The 23,319-nt window shown below is 63.2% G+C and carries 24 protein-coding genes; 11 read left to right on the top strand and 13 right to left on the bottom strand.

Features of this window, described 5'->3' with window-relative positions; genetic code table 11:
* Positions 1-52: 52 nt before the first annotated feature.
* Positions 53-1,990: a translation factor GTPase family protein gene (locus IB277_RS09820; RefSeq protein ID WP_090294166.1), complete on the bottom strand. Its 1,938-nt coding sequence runs from the start codon at positions 1,988-1,990 to the stop codon at positions 53-55.
* 327 nt (positions 1,991-2,317) lie between these two features.
* Between IB277_RS09820 and IB277_RS09815 the strand changes: the two genes are divergently transcribed.
* Positions 2,318-3,757: a DUF1254 domain-containing protein gene (locus tag IB277_RS09815; protein ID WP_090294165.1), complete on the top strand. Its 1,440-nt coding sequence runs from the start codon at positions 2,318-2,320 to the stop codon at positions 3,755-3,757.
* Between the two features lie 63 nt (positions 3,758-3,820).
* Here the strand turns inward: IB277_RS09815 and IB277_RS09810 are convergent, their stop codons facing one another.
* Positions 3,821-4,165 (bottom strand): antibiotic biosynthesis monooxygenase, encoded by a 345-nt coding sequence (locus IB277_RS09810; protein WP_034793159.1) that lies wholly within the window; start codon positions 4,163-4,165, stop codon positions 3,821-3,823.
* 125 nt (positions 4,166-4,290) lie between these two features.
* Between IB277_RS09810 and IB277_RS09805 the strand changes: the two genes are divergently transcribed.
* Positions 4,291-5,178: a LysR family transcriptional regulator gene (locus tag IB277_RS09805; RefSeq protein ID WP_060583237.1), complete on the top strand. Its 888-nt coding sequence runs from the start codon at positions 4,291-4,293 to the stop codon at positions 5,176-5,178.
* Between the two features lie 116 nt (positions 5,179-5,294).
* Positions 5,295-6,062, top strand: a complete 768-nt coding sequence (locus IB277_RS09800) for an adenylate/guanylate cyclase domain-containing protein (RefSeq protein ID WP_090294443.1) — start codon at positions 5,295-5,297, stop codon at positions 6,060-6,062.
* A 56-nt stretch (positions 6,063-6,118) separates the two neighbouring features.
* Here IB277_RS09800 and IB277_RS09795 read toward each other — a convergent pair whose 3' ends face one another.
* The 6 genes from IB277_RS09795 to IB277_RS38000 all read right to left on the bottom strand — a co-directional run bounded on the left by IB277_RS09795 (position 6,119) and on the right by IB277_RS38000 (position 10,128).
* Positions 6,119-6,985, bottom strand: a complete 867-nt coding sequence (locus tag IB277_RS09795) for a DUF3883 domain-containing protein (RefSeq protein WP_244546697.1) — start codon at positions 6,983-6,985, stop codon at positions 6,119-6,121.
* Between the two features lie 90 nt (positions 6,986-7,075).
* Positions 7,076-7,477 (bottom strand): GFA family protein, encoded by a 402-nt coding sequence (locus IB277_RS09790; protein ID WP_090294160.1) that lies wholly within the window; start codon positions 7,475-7,477, stop codon positions 7,076-7,078.
* Positions 7,478-7,549: 72 nt separating this feature from the next.
* Positions 7,550-8,059 carry a GrpB family protein gene (locus tag IB277_RS09785; protein WP_090294159.1) on the bottom strand — a complete coding sequence of 170 codons (510 nt, stop codon included), beginning with the start codon at positions 8,057-8,059 and terminating at the stop codon, positions 7,550-7,552.
* A 112-nt stretch (positions 8,060-8,171) separates the two neighbouring features.
* Complete coding sequence (locus IB277_RS09780) at positions 8,172-8,612, bottom strand: GNAT family N-acetyltransferase (protein ID WP_060516081.1); 441 nt, start codon at positions 8,610-8,612, stop codon at positions 8,172-8,174.
* 431 nt (positions 8,613-9,043) lie between these two features.
* Positions 9,044-9,739: an RES family NAD+ phosphorylase gene (locus IB277_RS09775; protein WP_090294156.1), complete on the bottom strand. Its 696-nt coding sequence runs from the start codon at positions 9,737-9,739 to the stop codon at positions 9,044-9,046.
* Positions 9,736-10,128 (bottom strand): antitoxin Xre-like helix-turn-helix domain-containing protein, encoded by a 393-nt coding sequence (locus tag IB277_RS38000; protein ID WP_034793180.1) that lies wholly within the window; start codon positions 10,126-10,128, stop codon positions 9,736-9,738. The genes IB277_RS09775 and IB277_RS38000 overlap by 4 nt, the downstream gene beginning before the upstream one ends.
* Before the next feature lie 507 nt (positions 10,129-10,635).
* Between IB277_RS38000 and IB277_RS09765 the strand changes: the two genes are divergently transcribed.
* Positions 10,636-11,259, top strand: a complete 624-nt coding sequence (locus IB277_RS09765; protein WP_060516083.1) for a hypothetical protein — start codon at positions 10,636-10,638, stop codon at positions 11,257-11,259.
* 54 nt (positions 11,260-11,313) lie between these two features.
* Here IB277_RS09765 and IB277_RS09760 read toward each other — a convergent pair whose 3' ends face one another.
* Positions 11,314-11,610, bottom strand: coding sequence for a tol-pal system YbgF family protein (locus IB277_RS09760; RefSeq protein ID WP_244496818.1), 297 nt, complete (start codon positions 11,608-11,610; stop codon positions 11,314-11,316).
* 200 nt (positions 11,611-11,810) lie between these two features.
* Positions 11,811-12,860, bottom strand: a complete 1,050-nt coding sequence (locus tag IB277_RS09755; RefSeq protein WP_192370965.1) for an aldo/keto reductase — start codon at positions 12,858-12,860, stop codon at positions 11,811-11,813.
* A gap of 239 nt (positions 12,861-13,099) precedes the next feature.
* Between IB277_RS09755 and IB277_RS09750 the strand changes: the two genes are divergently transcribed.
* Complete coding sequence (locus tag IB277_RS09750) at positions 13,100-13,672, top strand: transporter (protein ID WP_246812721.1); 573 nt, start codon at positions 13,100-13,102, stop codon at positions 13,670-13,672.
* A 475-nt stretch (positions 13,673-14,147) separates the two neighbouring features.
* Positions 14,148-14,393 (top strand): hypothetical protein, encoded by a 246-nt coding sequence (locus IB277_RS09745; RefSeq protein ID WP_034793196.1) that lies wholly within the window; start codon positions 14,148-14,150, stop codon positions 14,391-14,393.
* Positions 14,394-14,475: 82 nt separating this feature from the next.
* Here the strand turns inward: IB277_RS09745 and IB277_RS09740 are convergent, their stop codons facing one another.
* Positions 14,476-15,156: a glutathione S-transferase family protein gene (locus IB277_RS09740; protein WP_089043562.1), complete on the bottom strand. Its 681-nt coding sequence runs from the start codon at positions 15,154-15,156 to the stop codon at positions 14,476-14,478.
* 353 nt (positions 15,157-15,509) lie between these two features.
* Between IB277_RS09740 and IB277_RS09735 the strand changes: the two genes are divergently transcribed.
* From IB277_RS09735 to IB277_RS09725, 3 genes are all read left to right on the top strand, one after another.
* The gene (locus IB277_RS09735; RefSeq protein ID WP_192370963.1) at positions 15,510-17,468 is read left to right on the top strand and encodes an elongation factor G; all 1,959 of its coding nucleotides are present in this window, start codon (positions 15,510-15,512) and stop codon (positions 17,466-17,468) included.
* Between the two features lie 502 nt (positions 17,469-17,970).
* Entirely contained in the window at positions 17,971-18,549 is a 579-nt protein-coding gene (locus tag IB277_RS09730; RefSeq protein WP_034793213.1) for a TetR/AcrR family transcriptional regulator, read from the top strand.
* Positions 18,550-18,576: 27 nt separating this feature from the next.
* Positions 18,577-19,647, top strand: a complete 1,071-nt coding sequence (locus IB277_RS09725; protein WP_090294145.1) for an NAD(P)-dependent oxidoreductase — start codon at positions 18,577-18,579, stop codon at positions 19,645-19,647.
* On the opposite strand, the gene IB277_RS09720 is transcribed toward IB277_RS09725, so the two are convergent.
* Complete coding sequence (locus tag IB277_RS09720; protein WP_089043565.1) at positions 19,595-19,990, bottom strand: MerR family transcriptional regulator; 396 nt, start codon at positions 19,988-19,990, stop codon at positions 19,595-19,597. The genes IB277_RS09725 and IB277_RS09720 overlap by 53 nt on opposite strands.
* Before the next feature lie 71 nt (positions 19,991-20,061).
* On the opposite strand from IB277_RS09720, the gene IB277_RS09715 reads away from it, so the two are divergent.
* Positions 20,062-21,045: an aldo/keto reductase gene (locus IB277_RS09715; RefSeq protein WP_089043644.1), complete on the top strand. Its 984-nt coding sequence runs from the start codon at positions 20,062-20,064 to the stop codon at positions 21,043-21,045.
* Between the two features lie 85 nt (positions 21,046-21,130).
* Here the strand turns inward: IB277_RS09715 and IB277_RS09710 are convergent, their stop codons facing one another.
* Positions 21,131-22,042: a LysR substrate-binding domain-containing protein gene (locus IB277_RS09710; protein ID WP_051659269.1), complete on the bottom strand. Its 912-nt coding sequence runs from the start codon at positions 22,040-22,042 to the stop codon at positions 21,131-21,133.
* A 243-nt stretch (positions 22,043-22,285) separates the two neighbouring features.
* On the opposite strand from IB277_RS09710, the gene IB277_RS09705 reads away from it, so the two are divergent.
* Complete coding sequence (locus IB277_RS09705; protein WP_244546695.1) at positions 22,286-23,074, top strand: transporter substrate-binding domain-containing protein; 789 nt, start codon at positions 22,286-22,288, stop codon at positions 23,072-23,074.
* The last annotated feature ends 245 nt before the right edge of the window (positions 23,075-23,319 follow it).

Genomic DNA, 23,319 nt, shown 5'->3' with positions numbered 1-23,319 from the left:
AGCAAGAGCATGGTGGCACCGCGCGTCTGAAGAGGCGCGCGGTGTTCTTATGTTATCGCAGGCTCCGGAGATAATTGGCCCGATCGAACGGGTTCGCGCCCAACCGGGGCCGGGAAGGCTGCGTGCCTGCGATCGGCGCGTAGTGATCGAAGCTGTTTTCGAGCACGCCGGCGCCGCTGGTGAGCCCCGGCAACTGCCGCTGGACGCCCTGGACGTTGGCCGATGCGATCGTTCCGGCAAGCCGGGCGACGCCGCCTTCGATGATCGAATCCGTCGTCGACGCGCCTGACTTGGCGAGCAGCGTGTGAATGGCCGTCAGGACGGACGCGGGCGCTTCAAGGCGGAAGCTGTCGATCGGCTCGCAGACGACCGTTCCGGCCGAAGACAACGCCTCGGCGAGCACCAGCGGCGTCAGCCGGCGAAAATCGACGGCGGTGCTGGCCGGCGAGGTCTGGCGCGCCGCTGTCATGGCGACGTGGCAATCGATCACCTGCCAGCCGAAGAGCCCGGCCTTCAGCGTTTCGGCAACGGCCTCTTCGACCGCCCGGTAAAAGCTCGCAGGCATCTGGCCGACATCCACTTCGAGGGCAAAACTGTTGCCCGCTGCCGCCGGCCGCGGTTCGATCCTGAGGCCGACGGTCGCAAGGAAGGGGTTCGGCTCGCGGAAGATGATCTCGATGCCGGTTCCGGTGCCAAGGGGCCGTTCGACGCAGATGACCGTGCTTTCCTCGAAATGCGCCTCCAGCCCGAAATCGGCCGACAGGGTGGCCTCGATCACCTCCTTCTGCACCTCACCATAGAGCGAAACGAACATCTCGCTGGCATCGTCGCTGGTGCGCAGGTTGATGAACGGGTCCTGTTCGGCCAGTTGCTGAAGGGCAAGCCACAGCGCCGTGTTGTCCGAAGGGCGCCTCGGCCGCACGAGGGTTTCGAGCGTCGGCGGGGCGAAATGAAACGCTCCGGCACGCGTTCCGTCGACGCCGACCCAATCACCGATGCGGGCATGGGCAAGCCCGCCCACCTTGGCGATGCGGCCGGCTGTCACCCGGTCCACCTTTTCCAGCCGACCCTGGTCGAAGAGCTGGATGCTGGTCACCTTCGCCGCGCCGCCGGAAAGGACGAGATAGTCGCGCGTGGCGACAGTGCCGGACGTCAGGTTGAGAAAGGCGAGCTTTTCACCGCCCCAGCCGCGCTCGATCTTGAAGATCCGGCCTTCGACCGGTGCATCCGGGGCGGGCGCCTTCGCCGGCAACAGCGTCTCGATCGCGGTGATCAGGCCCGGCACGCCGACGCCGGTCATGGCGATGCCGCAATAGACCGGGTGCAGAAGGCCTTCGGCAAGCTGCGTCGCCAAGGCCTTCCGCAGCCGCTCGACAGTCAGACGCTCCGGTGCCAGCACATAATCGTCGAGCAAGGCTTCATCATTGGCGGCAAGCGCCTCCGAAAGTGCCGAAAAATGCGGTTCCTGCGCAAAGTCGATCGGCTCGGTTCTCGCGTGTCGGCTGCCGACCTCGACCGCCGCCGACATGATGACGGGGCGTACCGAGAGTTGGCTGGCGATCTCTTCGACCACTTCGGCGGGACGCGCCCCGAGGCGATCGATCTTGTTGACGAAGAACAGGAAGGGGACGCCGAGGCGGCGCAAGGCGCGCACCAGCACGCGGGTCTGCGCCTGCACGCCTTCCACCGCCGAGACGACCACGACGGCGGCATCGAGCGATTGCAGCACGCGCTCGACCTCGGCGATGAAGTCCGGATGCCCGGGGGTGTCGATGAGGTTTACGACCAGATCGCCAAGCCTGAACGACACGACGGAGGCGGCAATGGTGATGCCACGCTGCCGTTCGAGTTCAAGGCTGTCGGTCTGGGTATTGCCGCTATCGACGCTGCCGAGCCTGTCGATCGCACCGGTGTCAAAAAGGAGTCTTTCCGTAAGGCTAGTCTTGCCTGCATCCACGTGGGCGAGGATGCCCAGATTCAATGTGCGCATATCCCATCAGCTGCTCAAAAATTCGGATCTGGGTTTCTTGAGAAGTGACTCGGCGCATCGGGGCCTCCAGACTTGAGCTTCTTGCGGATCGCGCAACCCACGGCAGGCGAGGGTGCTCGTGAAATCTAAGGACGCCAAAGGAAGGGCGTCAAGCGCCGCCTGACAACTCCGACGCGGTGTTGCAGATTTGCTGGTGTGGTCGGGGCCATCGAAAAATGGCGATGCTCCCTTCAGGCGGTTACGCGAGGACAGGCCGAACACAATGTCTGGTCGTACTTATTAGTATATGCTAACTTCCTCCCGCCAAAGAAAAAGGGGGAGGCAAACATGGACATGACCCGTCGCGTCGTCGCTTTGGGCGGCGCCGGCCTGCTTGCATCAGCATCGTTCTTACCTGCGAACGCGCTGGAATCGCCGCTTTTCGATCCGGTCGAGGCTGCCGATGATTTCTGGCTGGCGGTGGAAGCCTATATCTACGGCTACCCACTGGTGACGACGGAAATGACCCGCCGGGTGGTGACCAATGTGGCCAAGCCCGAAGGCAGCAAGGGGCCGATGGGCCACGTCATCAAGCTGCGTGAATATCCGAACGCATCCTTCAAGGATGTCACCGCGCCGAATGCCGATACGCTGTACACGACAGCCTTCGTCGATGTGGGCAAGGAGCCGTGGGTGCTGTCGATCCCCGACATGAAGGATCGCTTCTTCCTGTTTCCGATGCTCGACGGCTGGACGACGGTGTTTCAGGTGCCGGGCAAGCGCACGACCGGCGGCGGGGCGCAGGCCTATGCCATTACCGGGCCGGGCTGGCAGGGAAGCCTTCCCGACGGCGTGACCGAATACAAATCGTCAACCGGCATCGTCTGGATCCTCGGGCGCATCTATTGCGATGGCACGCCGGAGGACTATGCGGCGGTGCATGCACTTCAGGACGAGTGCAAGCTTTGTCCGCTCAGCGCCTATGGAAAGGACTGGACGCCGCCGGTCGGCAAGGTCGATCCGTCGATCGACATGAAGACGGCGGTGCGCGAGCAGGTCAATCGCATGGATGCGGTCGAATATTTCACGCTTCTTTGCGAGTTGATGAAGACCAATCCGCCGACGGCGGCGGATGGCGAGGCGATCGCCAAATTTGCCGAAATCGGCATCGTGCCGGGCCAGGACTTCGACAAGAGCAAGCTCGATGCCGCCTTCGTGTCGCGCATCCCCGTCATGGCGTTCCATCGCATCATGCTGCACTTCAAGTTCAGCGATGGTGACATCCAGAACGTCAACGGCTGGGGCTTCACCACCAAGACCGGCATCTACGGCACCAACTATCTGCAGCGGGCGCTGATCACGGCGATCGGGCTTGGCGCCAATCGTCCGCAGGATGCGATCTATCCGACGTCGCTGAAGTCCAGGGACGGTCTGGTTTCCCGCGCCTATCACGGCTCCAACAAATACGTCGTCACCTTCCCCAAGGGGCAATTGCCGCCGGTGCGGGGCTTCTGGTCGATCACCATGTACGACGAGAACTATTTCTTCGTCGACAATCCGCTCAACCGCTATTCGATCAGCGCGCGCGTCAGCCCCAAGGCCAATGCCGACGGTTCGACGGAGATCTACATCCAGAATGAATCACCCGGCAAGGACAAGGAAAACAACTGGTTGCCGGCGCCGAAGGGCAAGTTCATCCTGATGATGCGGCTCTATTGGCCCGACGACAGCCCGCCTTCCATTCTCGACGGGTCGTGGCTCATCCCGCCGGTGAAGAAGGCAGGATGACAGAGGCGAAAGAGTCCCTGCGTCTTCGCGTGAAGGCGCAGGGCGTGGCGATCAGGCGGCGGCTCAGCGCTTAGGCAGCACGAGATCGCCGACCGTATAGATGTGAAACTCGCTGCGGGAGACTTCGTCCAGCTTGCGGAACTTCTCCGCGAACACCGGATCGGAGAAGAACTCATCGACATTTCCGGTGCCCTGGATCGCCTCGACATTGACGACGGTCTCGCCGTCGGTGCTCTTCGACAGCGTGCTCCACAGAAAACCTTCCTTCCGTTCGGCAACGTAGTGCACGACGTCCTGGATGACGGCGAAGGCTTCTTCCTGCTTGCCCGGATGGGCGTGGATGACGTTGACGACGAAGGTCGTCGGAACGGGGGACGCCGAGAAAGTGGGGGTAGGGATCGTTGTCATGCTTCTCTCCATTTAAACGCCGCGGCGTATCGACCGCGACGGCATCTGGATATCGGGAGAGAAATAGCGGATAAACGAGCGCGTATTCTCATCACTTCGGAAAAACATTCCGTAATCGGTGCGCGATGGACAAGCTCGGAACGCTCAGCATTTTCATTCAGGTGGCAGAGGCGGGCAGCTTCGTGGCCGCCGGGCATCGCCTAGGGCTTTCAGGTTCGGCCGTCGGCAAGGCGATCGCGCGGCTCGAAGACGAGATGGGCGTGCGCCTCTTCAACCGGTCGACGAGAAGCATGGCGCTGACCGAGGACGGCAGCTTCTTTCTCGACACCTGCCGCCGCATCCAGTCCGAATTCGAAACGGCCCAGGCGCAACTGTCACGCTCGCATGCGACGCCGCGCGGGCAATTGCGCGTCAGCCTGCCGCTCGCCGGCATGCTGCTGATGCCGACCATATCGGACTTCATGCGCGCCTATCCGCTGATCAATCTTGATCTCGATTTCACCGATCGGCTGGTCGATGTGATCGAGGAGGGCTTCGATGCGGTCATCCGCACCGGCGACGTGAAGGATACACGCCTGATGAGCCGCAAGCTCGGGACGTTCCGGCACCGGATCGTCGCTTCGCCGGAATATCTCGCGGCTCATGGGCGGCCGGAGGTGCCGGAGGACCTGCTTGGGCACCGCTGCCTTCATCACCGCTACGCCAATTCCGGCCGCCTCGAACCCTGGCCGCTCGTTCGTGACGGGCGTGAGGTGAAGCTGGACCTGCCTGTGACCACGGTGGCGAGTACGCTCGACCCCTTGATCTTTCTTGCGGAGCGTTCCTTCGGCATCACCTGCCTGCCGCCCTTTGCCGTGTCGCCTGAACTGGCGGAAGGCAAGCTGGTCTCGCTGCTGGAAGATTACCTTCGCGAAACCGGCACGTTCCGCGTGCTTTGGCCGACCAATCGCTATCTTTCGCCAAAGGTGCGTGCCTTCGTCGATTTCATGGCGGAGAACCTGTTTGCCGCGTGACGGCCGGGCGGCACGGAACGTTCCCCCGGCGTCGATCCAGCCGTTGCTAAAGTGCTGCAAATGTCCGAAGCTTCGCTGACGCCATCGGGTCATGCGAGCCGGAGCAGATGCGCACCATGACAGACGCCTCTTCCATTCAGCCTGCCGCCAGCCATGACGCCCGCATCTGCCGGGGATGCTGGGACCAGATGCATGTGCCGATCCCGATCCGCGGGCCCTTGGCGCTGCCGTTCCGTGCCTTCGGTATTACCCGCAGCAAGATGAACCCGAACATCTGTACGATCTGCGAGCGCTCCTTCCGTTACGTGAAGAAGCAGAGTCACGTTGCGGCAAGCGCCACAATCCTGTTTGCCGACATCCGCGGATTCACGCATCTTTCGGAGCGGATCGAGCGGGTGCGCTTGAGCCAGATCGTCAGCCTGTTCCAGGATCGCTGCGCCCAGGCGATCTGGGCGCATGACGGCATCGTCAACAAGCAGATGGGCGACGGGCTGATGGCGATCTTCAACTTTCCGATCATCCGGAAAGACCATGCGCAAGCGGCGATCATGGCAGCACGCGATATCCAGCGTCTCTGCGCCGATGCACTCGGCCGCCTCGACCTCGACGACCTCGGCGAACGGCCGCTCGGCGTGGGCGTCGGCATTCATTCGGGCGAGGTCGAGATCGGCGAGTTCTCGACATTCCGCAGCGATTTCACCGCGATCGGCGGCACGGTCAACCTGGCCTCGAGGCTCGAATCCCAGGCCGAGGCGGGCGAGATTCTGCTTTCCCCGGAGACGGCCGCTCAGGCGGAAACGCTGACGGCGGGCGCCGGCACCCGGCTGCTGGTCCTGAAAGGCATCGACCAGCCGGTCGAGGCGAGGGTGCTCGCGACACATTGATCGACGTGAAGCGTTTGCTGATTTCCCTAGTGTCGAGGTGAGCCGCTTCAGCTTACTCAGTGGAAACTTGCCTGATAGCTGGTCGCGATGAGCGAGACATGAGCGTCAAGAGGCGGTCGCAGTTCGAAGGCCTGTGGATGGCGTGAGAAATCATAGAGACGGAGGAGGCACCACTCCTCGCGTCGCGTCTGGGCCACCTCAAGTTCGTTGCGCGAAATATGGAATGGCGTTCGTTCCCAACCGTTGGTGGTCTTTACCTCGATCAAACGCACGCGCCCATCCGGCGTGAAGCTTGCTATGTCATAGCCCGCGCCATCGCCATCTTCCTGCGCCACCCACCGAATCTGGCGGGCCAGATCCTGACGACCGCTCTGTAGTAGCTGCGCGCGTTCGTGCTGGAGTACGCGCTCTTCTCCAGCGCGGCCGAGTGCACGGTTGCGTTCGTCCCGCCCGGCCACATCGAAACGCCGTGCGACCGTCTGCATCTGTGTCAATTCGTCGGGGGGTGGGGCATTGTGGAGAGTGGGCGGGACACCGATGAAGAGCGCCAGTGGCTCGGCCATGCCGAATGCCGGACCGGAACCAAGGACACTGTCCCATTGCGGATGCTGCGCTAACCAACGGGATATTGCCTCGGCCAAGGACATCTGAAAATTGAACCGCGGCTGGTAACCGCTGAGGGTGGGAAGACCAAACCCTCTCGCAGCAGCCGAAATGTTGCAATGTTTGAATTCTATCGAGCCGCGACTTCTTCCGAGCGCTTCTTGCAGAACCCGGTTGTGCAAGGCCTTGTTGTAGGATTGACCAGAAAGTTCGTCGCGAAGCATGGAAAAATAGGCCGCGACGATCGCGTCATTTTCCGTATCTGTCCAATTCCCCAAGCCCATGCTCTCCAGGCTACGCAGCACACCGGAATAAGTCATCCGGAAAAGCAGCGCCTCGCCATGCTTCGTATACCCTCATCCCCGGATATTGAGTATCAGTTCGCCTCAACCGATGCTTGTGTTCACTGGTCACGCCCACAGATCGCGCACGCAGCGGCCGTCCGGTGCCAGGTCCTCGAAGGTATCGAAGCCGTCGAAATGGTCGATCGGGAGATGGGCGACCCGGTCCAGCGCGGCCAGTCTGACATTGACGGCGATGCGCCGGCGGCCCTGTGCGTCGAGGTTGAGGCTGCGCCAGGCGACGACGCCGGCGCAGGTCGGGCAGAAGAGGATTTCGAGCGTCGGGTCCTTCTCGTCGGCGCGGGTATAGGCGGTGAGTTCGCCGCTGACTGCGATGCGCTCGCCTTCGTAGTCATAGGCCCAGAGCGTGCCGTAGCGATGGCAGAGCGTGCAGTTGCAGGCGGTGATCGGGCCGGGGTCGCCTTTGAGCGTCCACTTCGCATTGCCGCAGTGACATGAGCCGTCAAGCATGAGCCGCTCCCGCTATTGTACCGAGGCGGCATAGTGCCCCGATGGCGGGATGTCCGCAATCGGGGCCGGATATCAATCTCGCTCGCGCTTGTGCGCCAAGACAGCGTCGATGAAGGGAGCCTTCGAGGCGAGGTACTCGCCGATGCCATGCTGGTTCGTGGCTTCGAGGTGCAGCTTCAGCGCCTGATAGCGGGCGCTGAGGTCCGGATCCTGCCGCAGAAGATCGCGAAACCGCAGCATTCTTTCAATCTGCCAATGTCCTGACCGGCACACATGGACCTTGTGGGTTCGAACGCCATTGACGTCGCGCCGATAGAAGTGGTGGTCCTGCGAAAGGTCCGTGCCGCGAACATATCCAAGCGATTTCATACGCTCCGTCACATCGCCCACGTCGCGATGCTCGGACACCTCGCCCAGAAGGTCGATTTCCGGCTTCGCGGCGAGACCGGGGACGGCGGTGCTGCCGACATGGTGGATCGTGACGAGCGCATTTGCGAATACGCTGCGGATGCGCTGCTGCTCGGAGAGAAACAGATCGGGCCATCGCGGATCATAGACTGAAATCTGGCTGGTCAGCGGCACGGCGGCTTGCTCCGGGTTCTTGACGGTGGTGTCATGGTAGCACCCGGAACGAATTCATGGACCTTCCCCCGCCTGGACGGAGGAAGGTTGTTTGGTCGGATCGTGCCACCGCCTAGTTGCGGTCGAGCCGCATGACCTTTTCATCGCCGAGGACCATGCCGGTCTCGCGGAAACCGAAGCGGTGGTAGAGGGCGTGGGCGCGGGTGTTTTCCGGGTAGACGCCGAGATAGATGTCGCCGCATTCAGGGATCTTGGCCATGTGGTCCAGGAGGGCTGCGAGCGCCTTGGCGCCATAGCCCTTGCCCTGGTGGCGGGCATCGATCATCAGTCGGTAGATCCAGTGGTTGCCGTCATCGGGGTCGAGCGCATACATGGCGAAACCCACCGGCGCCCCTTCGGCCATCACGGCAAAACCGACGCATTCGGGGCGTTCGCCGAGTTCTTCGAGAGATTCGTCGTTGCTGGCGATGAAATCCATCTGGTTTTCGTGAACGTCGAGCCTTCGGATGACATCGGCATCGACGGTATCGACGGGCAGGAGTGTAATCGTCATTCGGTCCTCGTGGTCGACGCTGTGGCCTGGGAGGCAGTCTCTGTCTAATCCCTTCTGCGGTCACCTTCTCCCCGCGGGGCGAGCGGGGAGAAGGGACCTTGCAGCGCTCTCGGCGTCCACATCCTGCGCCTGGGCGCGAGCGGTTCCCTCTGCGGGGCGGGCAGGGGAGCCGAAGGGTAGGCGGAGCCGGGCCGCTGCCGTTCCCTTTCCCGATCAGCGGGCGAGGGAGTTGGGGGCAAGGAACCGGAGGGACGGGGACACGCGTCCAGCCTGGCAAAGCGTCAATAACAATCTGATTTATACGTTTTCAGTTTCTGCCGTGCCGGCCGGGCCGCTCGAGGCGCCGAAATCCGGAAAGCGAGCCCTTCTCCAACGGGCGCATTACCGCAACATTGCGATGGCAAGAAAGAAACGGCCTTCGCGCCAGCCGCTCAGGTTTCCTCGACGATGCGTGGCTCTGCTTTGCCCGTCCATTCAAAGGTGATGGTGTGGCCCTGGCGGACGTTCTGGATGACCGAGGGGCGGAAGACGGCGAGGCACGTGCCCTCGGGATCACGGGCCGACGGATAGATCAGGCCGTTGCCGCCTTCTGCAAGAATGGTGGCGGCGAGCGCCTGACCGGCGGGGTAGGCGACGGCGGTGTCGGGGGAGAGATAGGCGGCGTCCACTTCGCCGCGCACGTCATGGAAGCGGCAGGTGAAGCCGGCGATCAGTTCGCGGTAGCGACCGATGTCGTGAAAGCTGCCGGCCTCGCGAAGCGCCCGGGTGCGGTGATAGACGATTTCCGCCTGGCAGGTCTGGAGTGCGCGCGGGCCGAAGGCACAATACCAGGCGCCGCGCTCCTCGCCGTTGAAGCGGTTGCCTGGAGGCCGGGCATGGCAGAAGGCGGCATTGATCAGCGACCAGCCGTAGCCGAAGGTCTCGTTCAGGAGTTCGGCAGGATCGACGCCGATGGGCAGAGCGAGCGGGCTCAGCCGCGCCGAGGTCATCGCCTCCAGCCGGTTGAGGATCTCGATCTCGTCGTCATCGTCGGCGAGCGGCTTGACCGCGGGCTCGTCGATATAGGCGGTCGAGATCAGCCGGACGGTTGCCGGCTCGTTGAAGTCGATTTCCGGCAGCGCGATCATAGGCCGCCGCGCAACCCGTCGAGATAGCGCCTGACCTTCATCATCACGGGAATGCCGCCCTCGATCATCAGGTCGACCGGCGAGCGGCCGGAAAACAGCGGGCCGGTGTTGACCGCCTTCGGCCATTGATAGGTAAGCGGCCCGTTGAAGAACAGCCGCAGGCCCTTGAAGATGCCGACGATCAGGCTCGCGCGCATGCGCTTGTCCTGGTCGAGCCTGCCTTTGAAGTCGCCGGCCTTCATGCGGTTCCAGGTGGCGATCGGCACGTCGAAGAGCTGGGCCGCCTCCCTATTGGTGAGGTTCCAGAGGTCGCAGGCTTTCACCACCGCCTTTACGATCACAGCTTCTTCCTGCCGAGCGGGTGCGAAAGCCGGTTGCGCCAGCGCCATGAATGTCTCCTATGCGGTGACTGAGTGTATCATATGATATGAAATGGCGATGTTGGGCGGAAAGTCAAGGGTTAGCCGGCTGATGCCTGTTTGCACTGCCGAGCGAACGCGCCCGGCTCTGCCCCTCACCCTAACGCTCTGCCCGCCACGCGGGGAGAGGGGACATGGACGACGGGGGCACCGTCACTCGGCGGCTGATCTCACAAACCTAAGGTAGGCCAGGTTTCTGTGGGGGGAGCGGGTGACCACGTCTCCTTCTCGCCGTCGTGACGGGGAGAAGGTCCCGGCAGGGGGTGAGGGGCAGCGCTTCTGCTGCAAAAGGGCCATCCTCAAACCTGTCGAGGCTCTCGGCGCTTGGATCGCCCTTCACCTGACGTGGCGCAGAGGTCGCCGCGCGCGTTGCGTCGCCATCCGTTGAGATGGCGCGGTCTCCATCACGGCAATTCGATTTTACTCGGTTGGCGGCGGCCGATAGGCTTTTCGGCACAGTTGATGGGAGAGAGAGCCATGAAGCGCGCATTAGCAGCAATCGCATTCGCCTTGGCCTGTTCCGGCGCGGCCTATGCGCAGGACACCAGCATGAGTTTCTTCGTCACCAGCGTGAACCCCGGAAAGGGCGGCGATCTGGGCGGCCTCACCGGGGCGGACGCCTATTGCGATACGCTCGCCAAGGCAGCGGGGGCGACGGGCAAGAGCTGGAAGGCCTATCTTTCCACCGACGCTGAGAACGCCAAGGACCGGATCGGCGCAGGCCCCTGGTACAACGCCAAGGGCGAGAAGATCGCCGATGATGTCGCATCGCTCCACAGCGACAAGAACAACCTGACGAAGCAGACGGCGCTCAATGAAAAGGGCGAGGTGATCAACGGGCGCGGCGATACGCCCAACCGCCACGACATTCTGACGGGCTCGAAAGCCGATGGCACGGCGGCACCGGACACCTGCGGCAACTGGACGATGGGCGGCGCCGACGGCGCGGCGATCGTCGGCCACAGCGACCGCACGGGATTGAACGATTCCGCCGAGGCCAAATCCTGGAACTCTTCGCACGCAACGCGGGGCGGCTGCACCGTCGAGGCCTTCAAGGGCACCGGCGGCGAGGGGCTGTTCTATTGCTTCGCTGCGAAATAGGTCGTGTTGAAAAAGTAGTTTTCGGCCCGTGGTCGCGCGGTTGGCGAGCTACGACTACTTTTCTGCGTCCCCCAGAAAAGGATCGATGCTGACTTGGTGGAGCCTTTTACGCGCTTCCACAGAGGCCTGCCTGACGTCGGGATTTTCTTCTACCGCTCTTCCATACCAATATTTTGCGGCATGCAGGTCGCCAAGGTTCTCGTAGCACTCCCCCAGTCGCTCGCCGAGATATCCGGCATCCAGCGACTGGTCGCCATCTGCCATGAAAAGATAAATCTTGATGGCGTCCGCTGCATTCCCGCTTGCGATCAATTCTTTTGCTCGGCGCTCTAAATGATTGAAGTCATACACGACTTTGTCTCCAGCAACGCAACTTGGGTGCGGTTTTCCTAAAAAGCACTGTTGAAACATGCCCGAGCCGGTTTGCGAAGCCACTCTGTCAACACGGCCTAGGGCGCTTTCAGCTTATCGTAACGCGCAAGGGACACGCCTTGGTTTCATCCTAACGGCCCGGACACTCGGCCCGGGTCGCAGGTCCGTTCCCACGTGCGTCAGACATGCGGCCCGAGCAGCGACAGGTCGGCCTCGCCGAGCCGGTCCTTGGCGGTCCAGAGCTGATGCCAGTAAGGGTAGATCACCGGCGGCAGGCTGACGGCGTCGAGCAGTTCCTTCTCCTCATCGGTGAGCTTCAGGTTTGCGGCAGCGAGATTGTCGCTGAACTGCGCCTCGGTGCGGCCGCCGATGATGACGGATGTGACGCCCTTGCGGCCGATCAGCCAGGCGAGCGCAACTTGCGCCGGCGACACGCCGCGCTCGGCGGCGATGGCAACGAGCATGTCGACGATCTTCCAGAGCCGCTCCTCGTCGCGGATCGGCGGCTCCTTCCAGCCGGCAAGCTGGCGGGTGCCTTCCGGTGTCTCGTTTCGCCGGTGCCTGCCGGAGAGAAGTCCGCCGGCAAGCGGGCTCCAGACGAGCACGCCGAGCCCCTGGTCGATGGCGATCGGCATCAGCTCGTATTCAGCCTCGCGGGCCTCGAGCGTGTAGTGGATTTGCTGGCTGATGAAGCGCTGGCGGCCTTCAAGCGCGCTGACGCCGAGCGCCTTCATGATGTGCCAGCCGGAATAGTTGGAGCAGCCGATATAGCGGACCTTGCCGCTGCGAACGAGGCTGTCGAGCGCCTCCATCGTTTCTTCGAGCGGTGTTAGGCCGTCCCATTCATGCACCTGGTAGAGATCTATGACGTCGGTGTTCAGCCGCTTCAGGCTCGCCTCGCAAGCGGCAATCAGGTGCTGGCGCGAGAGCCCGCCGTCGTTCGGCCCCGGCCCCATCGAAAAGCGCGCCTTGGTGGCGACGAGCACACCGGCTTTGCGCTGGCCGCCGAGGACCTCGCCGATGATCTCCTCGCAATGGCCGGTCGAATAGATGTCGGCCGTGTCGATCAGGTTGACGCCGGCATCGAGGCAGAGGTCGACATAGCGGCGCGCCTCCTTCAGCCCGACATTGCCGACCTCGGCGAACTTGCCGCGGCCGCCGATCGTCATTGTGCCCATGGTGATGACAGAGATTTTCAGGCCGGAACGGCCGAGCAGCCGGTATTCCATGGTCTCTGGTCCTTTGCTGGTGGGGAAACGGGAACGCAAGCTCCACCGGATGAAAGCCGAAGGCGACAGCGGCGGTCAAGTGGCGGTCAAAGAGGCCGCGTCCGCGGCGCGGGCCCAGTGTGTAGGCCTGCAACACTCTGCAATCGGATGTTGCGGTGGTTGCAGCTCCGGTTTCTTAGGGCTGGCTTGAACACGGCAAAATGCTATCGTTTCGTCGAGAGATTAAGGGGAATCACTCGATGAGCGTTGTAAAGCGTCTGTTGTCCGCATCGGCAACCGTTGCGGGTCTGTGGTGCGTTGCGGCGCCCTTGACGGCGAACGCCTCGGTCAACGTGCCGATCGGCGACTACCAGAAGGGGCAGCTCGCCAATCTCTCGTTCAACCGCTGGGCTGGCGACTTCACGCTCGCCGGCACTTGGTTCAACCCGGAAACGGGCTTCGACATCTCGGGCGCCGCGGGCTTCACCTTCAACGGCGAGAACCCGGCGACGGACTACCGCACAGGTACGGAATTCCACGCGGAATGGGCCGTTACCAAGCACTTCGGGCAGGAGTTCTCCGCCGGCGTTGCAGGCTACTTCTACCAGCAGGTGACCGGCGACAGTGGCGCCGGCGCAAGGCTCGGCCCGTTCAAGGGCCGTATTGCCGCGATCGGCGGCACCATGGGCTACAATTTCAAGATGGCCGAGACGCCGGTATCGCTGACGCTCAAGGTCTTCCAGGAATTTGGCGCCAAGAACCGGCCGGAAGGCACGGCCGGTTTCGTCACCATCGCCTTCCCGATCGGCACGCCGCCGGCCCAGGTGAAGTAGGCTTGAGCCAAGCCTCGCATGCCCCGCCGGCGCCGTTTTCGACCGGCGGAGGCATGGATGACGCGTGACCTTCGTGCCGGTCTGGAAACGACCGATCGCGGCAGGGTTCGCGTGCGGCGACGTTGCTTTATCTCCCGATCGGCGCATACTGCCGCCTTCGCTGGGCAGGATGCGGCTCCGGCGGCTGTAAGATCGTTCGCGTTTTCGACCCGATACGGGCGGTCGCGGAATGTCTCGGACGGCCAGGCCACAGGCGCTTCTCCTGCACGCCATGGACCGGATCGATCAGGCCTTCGCCGAGATCGGGTGTCCGTGCAACGGCGATTGGGCGGAAGCAAGTGCCACGCGTCACTTCCGCCGCAGCCGGCGGGCATTCGTAAGAGCGTCCGCCCTGAAAGGCACAATTGGTTTCGACCCGCGGTTGGCGGCGTACGCGGATAGCGGCGCGCCGGCCCTTGGCAGCCAGGAGGTTTCAATGCAGGAGTTTGCACGCGAACCGGACGGCCCGATCGGCCCCGACGATCTTGATATGCTGCAACGCACCTTCGACCGGGTCTGCATCTGGTGCGACATCCCGCGTTACGGCAAACGTGCCGACCGGCTGGCCCGCCACATCACGGGCCAGTTCCGCAGGGGCATTGCCGACGAGCGCGTGCTCTTCGAAAACGCCATGTGGCTGGAGCAGCAGGGTGGTTCAACGCGGCATCGCGCCGACAATTGACGCCGGCGGCGCCTGAAGCACATCGCGATTTTCAGATTGAGCTGTCTATCGCAACCCGCTGCGCCCTTTTGCGCGACATTCTCTACATCTCGAAGAACCGCTCCGGCATCAGGTTCCGGTAGGGGAACATATGGAAATACGGACGCGCCTCGGCGAGCACCCGGCGGACGGACGCGCGTTCGAGCAGCCGTTCGAAATAGACCGCAAGATGCGGATGGGTCTCATCGAAGGGCTCGACGATGCCGCCATAAAAGAGAGCCGGAGTGGCGGCGCAATCGGCAAGGCTGAACGTATCGCCCGCGGCAAATTCATGCGTGGCGAAGTGCGCGTCGGCCATGCCATAGGCCAAGCCAAGCGCGGCGCGGGCATCGGCAACGCCGCGGTGGTCGCTTTCACCTGGCGCCCGCAGCGTGTCAGTGACGATCTTCTGCATCGGCACGTGGATGTAGTTGTCGAAGAAGCGATCCCAGAGCCGGGCTTTCAGAGCCATGTCGGGGTCATCGGGGATCAGCCGCTGGCGTCCGGGATAATGGCGGTCGAGATATTCGATGATGATCGACGTCTCCGGCATCACCACGTCGCGAGCGCTGTCCGTCAAGACCGGCATCTTGCCGACCGGCCACAGCGCCGCGAAGCGGGCCGCTTCTTCCGGGTCGAGCAGGTCGACTAGGCTGCTTTTGAACGGGGTCTCGTTTTCGTAAAGCGCGATGAGCACCTTGTGGCAGAAGGAAGCGAGTGGATGCTGGTAAAGCGTGAGGGACATGCGCGTATTCTCCAGTGCGGAAGGGACGCTTGCGGATCGGTCGTCAGGTCTTTACGTGCCCGTTTATCGCAAAACCGGTCCTGTTTCGCAATCGGTTTTCGGGGTTCAGGGCCAAAAGATCGGGGCCCGTGGCGCAGAACGGCGGCAGCCGCGCCGGATACGCGCCGATTTTTTGGGGACGCCATGCTGATCGATTCCAAGCGGTTAGCGCCGGAAAAGGACGCGCACGCGTAAAGACTTGCCGCCATCGTGCCCGGCTACCATTGAAAGCGCAAAAGCTGCCCTAGAATTAATAGAACAAGGGCGTCGCAACGCTCGGCGCCCGTCGTCATCGCGACAGGGGAGGATTGCCGATGCGCTGCTTCACGGTACTTGGGCCCTCGCAGACCGGAAAGACCACGCTGGCAGACAAGCTGGCCGGTCTGGAGGGGGCCTCCAGAAAAGCTGCTTCACCCTACGGATTGAACCTCACGGAATTCGAATTTGGCGGCGAAGCCTGGTGCGCGCTCGACGCACCCGGCGGCACCGAGGCGCTGGGCCACGCCCAGCACGCGCTGATCGCCAGCGACGCCTGCGTGCTCTGCGTTTCGCCGGTGCCGGAGGAGGCGGTGCTGGCCGCGCCCTATCTGAAGGCGATCGAGGCGTCGGGCACGCCCTGCATTCTCTTCATCAACCGCATGGACGAGCCGCAGGGGCGGCTGCGCGACGTGATCGCCGCGCTTCAGGACTATTCCGGCCACATGCTGCTCCTGCGCCAGGTGCCGATCCGCGAAGGCGACAAGATCGTCGGCACCTGCGACCTGATCTCCGAGCGCGCCTGGCGCTACCGCGAGGGACAGACCTCGGCGCTGATCGAAATCCCCGACACGGTGATGGATCGGGAAAAGGAGGCGCGGGCCGAGCTACTCGAGCATTTCTCGGAATTCGACGACTGGCTGCTCGAAGAGCTGATCGAGGACCGGGCGCCGGCCAACGACACGATCTATGCGATCTCCACGCGGCTCTTGAAGGAAAACCGCATCATCCCGGTGCTGGTGGGCGCTGCAAGCCACGCCAACGGCATTCTGCGGCTGATGAAGGCGCTGCGCCACGAGGCGCCTCAGGTCGACGCGCTTCGAAAGAGACTGGCTGAGGCCGGACCGATCGCCGAGACGGCGCTTTCGGCCGTCAGCTTCCACGCCTATCACAAGGCGAATGTCGGCAAGACCGTGCTGGTCAGGGCGCTGACATCCGGTATCAAGCAGGGCGCGACACTCGGCGGCGGCAGCCTCGGCTCGCTGCAGGACCCGGCGACCGGCAAGCCGCTGCCGAATGCCACGCCGGAGGCGGGCGCGATCTTTGCCGCTGTCAAGGCCGACCATCTACCGGTGCCGGCGCTGCTCGCCGCCAGCAGCACCGCCGAGGCGCCGGACTGGACGCTGCCGCCGACGCCGATGCTGGTGCGCATATTGGTGCCCGACAGCGAGCGCGACGAGACCAAGCTCTCGGGCACGCTTGCCAAGCTCGCCGAGACCGACCGCGGGCTCGCGGTCATGCAGGAGGAAGGCAGCGGCGCGCAGCTCGTCTGCGTGCAGGGGCCGATGCACCTGCGCGATCTCTGCAAGACGCTGGCCGACGTCTTCCATGTCGGCGTCACCGACAGGCCGCCGAGCCCAACCTATCGCGAGACCGTGCTGAAACCCTCCGACGTGCACTACCGCCACCGCAAGCAGACGGGCGGTGCCGGGCAGTTCGCCGACGTCAAGCTCAGCGTGCACCCGAACGAGCGCGGCGCCGGCTTCTCTTTCGCCGAGACGGTGAAGGGCGGGGCGGTGCCGCGCAACTTCATCCCGGCGATCGAGGCCGGCGCGCGCGAAGCGATGGAGAAGGGGCCGCTCGGCTTTCAGGTGATCGATGTCGGCGTGACCCTGACGGACGGTCAGCACCATGCGGTCGACAGCAACGACTTCGCCTTCCGCGCGGCCGCCAAGATGGGCGTGCGCCAGGCGCTGTCGCAGGCCTCGGCGGTTCTGATGCAGCCGGTCATCCGCGTCGAGATCCACATCCCCTCGATCTATTCCGGCAGCCTGGTGCCGATCGTCTCCACCTACAAGGGCCAGGTGCTCGGCTTCGACCGTGACGAGACGGCCAAGGGCTGGGACATCTTTCGCGCCCTGGTGCCGGGATCGGCGCTCGACGATCTCGCCCGGACACTAAGGGCCGCGACGCAAGGCATCGGTTACTTCTCCAAGAGCTTCGACCATTTCGAGGAGCTCTACGGCAAGGAGGCGGATGCGGTAATCCACGCGCATGGGACGCAGCAGGCGGGGTGATCGTCTATGAGAGCAGCGGCTTGGCGCGATACACCATGACCGCGCCGAGCAATTTTAGTCGCGCATCAACGTCTCTTCGGTGGCGAATTCATTGCCGCGCAATCACGGAGAGTATTTGTTGTCGCGATAGGTCTCGCCGATTCCCCGGACCGCCGACGGGCAAGGTCAAGTGCGCGGGTCGCCTTCCGTGAGGTTGCTTTCAAGGCCCCAACCCGGCATCGCCGTTCTGCGGATACAGTCTCCGACATCACGCTCTCTCGACTTCGTGTAGAGGCGGATCGGCGCGGTAGTCCGCGAGCAACCAATGATCGGGCTGGGGTTCGGCTGCGTTTTCACAGCTTCGAGAATGATGTGCTGGTCATCGAAGATCAGGTCCTGGCGCTGCGCGCAAGGGCGGGGCCGGAGGAGGCGATCCAGAGCTTTCTAAGGGATCCGACGCGCTTGACAAAGGCGCCGATAGATTATTTATAACCATCCGGTCGGAAATAAATCGGATGGAGCCATGGGCCGGAAACGCGCAATTGATCAACAGCAGGTGCTGGATGCCGCCGAACGGGTCGTCGGTCGTGATGGCGCTGCCAACCTGACTGTCGATGCCGTCGCCAGGGAAGCCGGCGTCAGCAAGGCGAGTGTGCTTTATGACTATAAGTCCAAGCAGGCGCTGATCGAGGCCGTCGTCGACCGGGCGTTTGAGCGCGACAACGCACACCATGCGCAGGTCGAGCAGAAGATCGGAGACATTCAGGATCGAGCGGTCAGGGGGCGCATCGTTGCTGCGGCCGAACCGCCGCCCGAGGAATTCCGGGCGGTGGCACTGAACCTGAGCGCGGCGCTTACGCTCGATGCCGGTTTGCGCCGGAAGATGCAGGCAAGCCAGGATACGACGATCGCGAGAATTCTTCAGAACTCCCAGTCGCCGCGCGGGGCGTTGCTTGCCTATCTCGCGCTCGAGGGTCTCAAGTTCCTCGAATATCTCGACTTTCACCATTTTGCGCGTGCGGACCGCGACGAGGTGCTGCGCGAAATCAACTGGCTCGTGACTGCAACCCCGCAGGCAGCCGATCTTCCGGACGAGCGCTAAGCGTCCAAACCTCATAGGTGCAGTGAAATGAACCAAGCATGCGATGCCACATCCGCCGTGGCCACGGGCGAACGCGCCCCGTTCCGGCGCATCTTCATCACCGGTGGCAGCGGCTATGTCGGCCGCAACCTCATCCGCCATTTCGTCACGACGGGCGTTTCTGTTGTCGCTCTGGCGCGCAGCCAGAAGGCGGCCGACCGCGTCCGCCAACTCGGTGCGACGGCCTTTATGGGCGACCTGCTCAGTCCAGACATCGCCGCGGGAATGGCGGGCTGCGACGCGCTTGTCCATGCGGCGGCCGATACCGATCATGGACCAGGCACGCCGCAGCAGCGCCGGGTGAACGAGGATGGCACACGGATCGTCATGGAGGCGGCCCGCGCCGCCGGTATCCGCAAAGCGATCCATATCAGCACCGAATCCGTGCTTGCCGATGGGCACCCGCTGGTGCAGGTGGACGAGACGGCGCCGTTTCCGCGCCGCCCGGCCGGCAGCTATTCGCGCAGCAAGGCGGCGGCCGAGCGTGTAGCCCTTGCGGCCAGCAGTCCGGCTTTCCCGGTCGTTGCCCTTCGGCCGCGCTTCGTCTGGGGGCGTGACGATACCACGGCGTTGCCGGCACTGGTCGAGGCTGCCCGCTCCGGCAAGCTCGCCTGGATCGCGGGAGGCACCTACCTGACCTCGACCACGCATATCGCCAACCTGTGCCAGGCCGTGGCGCTTGCGCTTGCAAACGGGCGGGGCGGGGAGGTCTATTTCATCACCGATGGCGATGCCGTGCCGTTCAGGACGTTCGTCTCGCAGCTTCTGGAAACGCAAGGGATCGTCCCGCCGGAAAAATCCGTTCCCCGCGCCGTCGTCAGAGCCGTTGCCTGGGGCGGCGATGTGCTCGCTGCCCTCTCCAGGGGGAGGATCAGCGTTCCGCTGACATCACAGGCCTATGCGACGTCGGCCGTCGAGATCTCGCTTGATATCGGCAAGGCAAAGCGGGCGCTGGGCTATGTTCCTGTCATCTCGCGGGAGCAGGGGCTGGACGAGCTTCGGACCGTCAGCACCGGTAGTCCTCCAGTTGCGGCGCCGTGTCCGGCTTGCCTGCCTTGATCCAGTCCACCTTGCCGCGCAGGAACGAGAGAGCCGCGTCCAGCGCGGCCTTCCGCTCTTCTAGTCGCGCGATCTGCGTTTGCAGGATCTCGACCGTTCGTGCGGGCGAACTTTCGCCGGCGCGATAGGCGTCATTGAGGGCCTGAATCTCCCGCAGCGAGTAACCCAGCGTCTGTTGCAGCCGGATCATCCGCGCGGCGGTAACGTCTTCCTGGCTGAACAGCTGATAGGGATTAGAGCCGCCCTTGGCGCTGCGCTCCGGCTTCAGCAGCCCCTTGGAAATGTAAAAGCGGATCGTATCGACCGGCAGTTCCGTGGCCTTCGCAAATTCCGAAATCAGCATGCAGCAAACCCTTGACCATAGAGTATGGTCAATACTTATAAGAGCTGCTTGTCTGGAATTGGAGACCCATGATGACAAGCAAGGAAAAGATTCTACACCGCGTCCAACTCGGCTCGGATGGCCCGCTGATCGGAGCCCAGGGCCTCGGCTGCATGGGCATGAGCGAGTTCTACGGCACGACGGACGAGGCCGAATCTCGCGCCACTCTGGAACGGGCGCTCGAACTCGGCGTCACCCTGTTCGACACGGCGGACATGTACGGTATCGGCGCCAACGAGGCCTTTCTTGCGTCCTTCGTCAGGACGCATCGTGAAGCGGTCCTGATCGCCACCAAGTTCGGCTATGCGCGCACGCCGCAAAGCCCAGAGGACTGGAGCATAGACAACCGGCCCGAGTTCATTCGTGCTGCCGCTGACCGCTCTCTGAAGCGCCTGGGTGTCGATGTCATCGACCTCTATTACATGCATCGCCGCACCGATGCCGTACCACTCGAAGAATCCATTGGCGCGATGGCCGATCTGGTCGCGGCCGGAAAGGTCCGTTGGCTCGGCCTCTCGGCGGTGACCGCGGCGGAGCTGCGGGCCGCGCATGCCATCCATCCGATTGCAGCGCTGCAGTCGGAATGGTCTGTTTTCACGCGTGAGATCGAGGAAGATGTCGTTCCCGCTGCATTCGAACTCGGCGTGACGCTCGTGCCTTACTCTCCGCTCGGACGTGGCATGCTGACCGGCCAGGCCTTTGCCCAATCCCTGACGGAGGGAGATGCACGCAGGAATTTCCCGCGCTTTGCATCGCAGCACCACCAGGCGAACATGCAGGTGGTGGCAAAGGTCGAGGAAGCCGCGCGTGGCCTCGGCATTACCTCGGCCCAGCTGGCACTAGCCTGGCTGCACATGCAGGGCCGCAAGTTGAATGCGAAGGTGGTGCCAATCCCCGGAACACGCAGGCGCAGCCGCCTTGAGGAGAACGTCGCGGCGGCGTCCATCATCCTCCCCGATGATGTAACGGCCATGCTCGATCCGCTCGCCGGGGCTGTGCAAGGAGCTGCCGTCTAAGGGTGCGACCGCCGTGCGCGACGGGCGTGCGGCGGCCGGTTCTTGTGTTGGGTGGGGAGGAGGGACGCTCGCCGGCCGCCGACGGCTAGCTTGTGCCAGATGTTTGCACTGCCTCTGCGCTCTGCCGCTCGCGCTCCTCGATCTCGGCGATCAGCCAGTTGAGAAAGGCCTTTGTTACCGGCTTGGTGCGCAGGAGGTCTTCCTGGCAGACGAACTGGTAGGTTTCGGGCGGCTCGTAGAAATGGTCGTGGGCCAGGCGAATCTGACCGGATTTGAGTTCGTGTTCGACCATGGTGCGGTCGATCAACGCCACGCCCTGGCCTTCTCTCACCGCTTCGAGAATGATGTGCTGGTCGTCGAAGATCAGGTCCTGGCGGCTGCGCGGAAGGGCGAGGCCGGAGGAGGCGATCCAGCTTTGCCACTCCTGAAGGCCGCGATAGTGCAGCCGGTTGCCGGAAAGCAGTGCCTGCCTGTCGCCCTGCCAGAGGTCGCGGCCGCAGACGGGCACCAGGCGCTCGCGCAAGAGCTTGCGGGTGAAGCGTCCGGGTGGCGGCTGCAGGCAATAGGCGATCGTGACGTCGGCCGGGCCGGTGCCGGCGGTGATCGTTTCGAGGTGGGAGAGGTGGATCTGCACGCCGGGATTGGCGGCGAGAAACTCGGAGATGCGCGGCGCGATCACTTTCATCGAAAAGAACGGGCCGACCCGGACGCGCAGGATCTTGTCGCTCGTGCGTGGGCGGATGTGCTGGACCACGCCTTCGAGATCGTCGAAGGCGCGCTGGCAGGAGGCATAGAGCAGCCCGCCCTCCGGCGTCAGTTCGACACCGTGCTGTTTTCTGACGAAGACCCGAAGGCCGAGATTGAGTTCCAGATTCCGGATCTGGTGGCTGATCGCACCCTGGCCGATGCAGAGCTCGTCGGCGGCGGCCGTCAGGCTGCCGTTGCGCGCGGCCGCCTCGAAGGCGCGCAAGGATTTGAGGCTCGGCAGGTCACGCATCCGTTGCTCCGGGTCTGGATCGGTTGCAGCCTACATGAATTTTTTCGATAGCTGGAATGATTTCTTTCACATTGCGAAGGCTGGAGACCTCCCGCATTGTCGAAGCATAATAAAGCAAAACGAAAACTGAAATCGGCCGAAAATCCAGATAGTTTCAAGCAAGTTGCTCCTTTGGTCAGGCCAATGGTCACGCTTGCGACCGGAACTTCGTGGGTGGCCGACAGGAAGGACAGAGGGAACGAGATGAAAAGGAAGTTCATGACCGCATCGGTCATCGCCGCGCTGTTTGCGGCCGGCACCGCCAATGCCGAGACGCTGGCGATCGGCACCGAGGGCGATTACGCGCCATTCAACTATGTGACCGCAGCCGGCGAAATCAAAGGCTTCGACTACGATATCGGCCAGGCGGTCTGCGCCGAAATCAAGGTAGACTGTGTCTGGAGCACCAATGAGTGGGCGGGCATCATCCCGGCCCTGCAGGCCAAGAAGTTCGACGTGATGATCGCCTCGATGGCGATCAATCCGGATCGCAAGACGCAGGTCGACTTCACAACCCCTTACTATTTCAACGCCATGCGCTTCGTCGCCCGCAAGGATCTCGGCCTCAAGGACATCTCGCCCGAGGCGCTGAAGGGCAAGGTGATCGGCACGCAGTCCGGCTCAGTCGCGGTCGAGGCGCTGCAGGAGTTTTTTCCCGATAGCGAAGTGAAGCTCTATCCGACGATGAGCGAAGTGTTTCTCGACATGGAAAACGGCCGGCTGGACCTGATCCTCGAAGGGCAGATGGCCTTTACGGAGTGGCTGGCCAAGGAAGAAAGCGGCTGCTGCGCCTTTGTCGGCGAGAGCTTCGTGCTCGACACGGCCGAGGGCAACGCCATGGCGGTACGCAAGGGCGACGAGGCGCTGCTCTCCAAGCTCAATGCCGGCCTGAAGACGATCATGGAAAACGGCACCTACGACAAGATCCGCAAGCAGTATTTCGATTTCGACATCATGGCAAAGCCGAAGACCACGAGCGAGTATTTCCGCTGAGGTTTGTGGCTCTATCCCTCATCCGGCCCGCCGGCCACCTTCTCCCCGCCTGCGGGGAGAAGGTTAGGGTGAGGGGCAACTCCTCGGAAGATGCGCGAGGGCGTCTCTTCTAAGCTGCCGAGAGGGGCCGCCGCGGATCCAAGGTTCAACTCCAACCATCCAGAATTCGCCTGTCGCGCCCTGCGTTCAACGCATCGCGCGGCAGGAGAACAGGCGCGGCGTCGGGGTTTCGCGTTTTCCCCGGC

This window comes from Ensifer sp. ENS07, assembly GCF_014852185.1.
Taxonomy (GTDB): domain Bacteria; phylum Pseudomonadota; class Alphaproteobacteria; order Rhizobiales; family Rhizobiaceae; genus Ensifer; species Ensifer adhaerens.
This window is presented reverse-complemented; position numbering and strand designations above follow the sequence as displayed.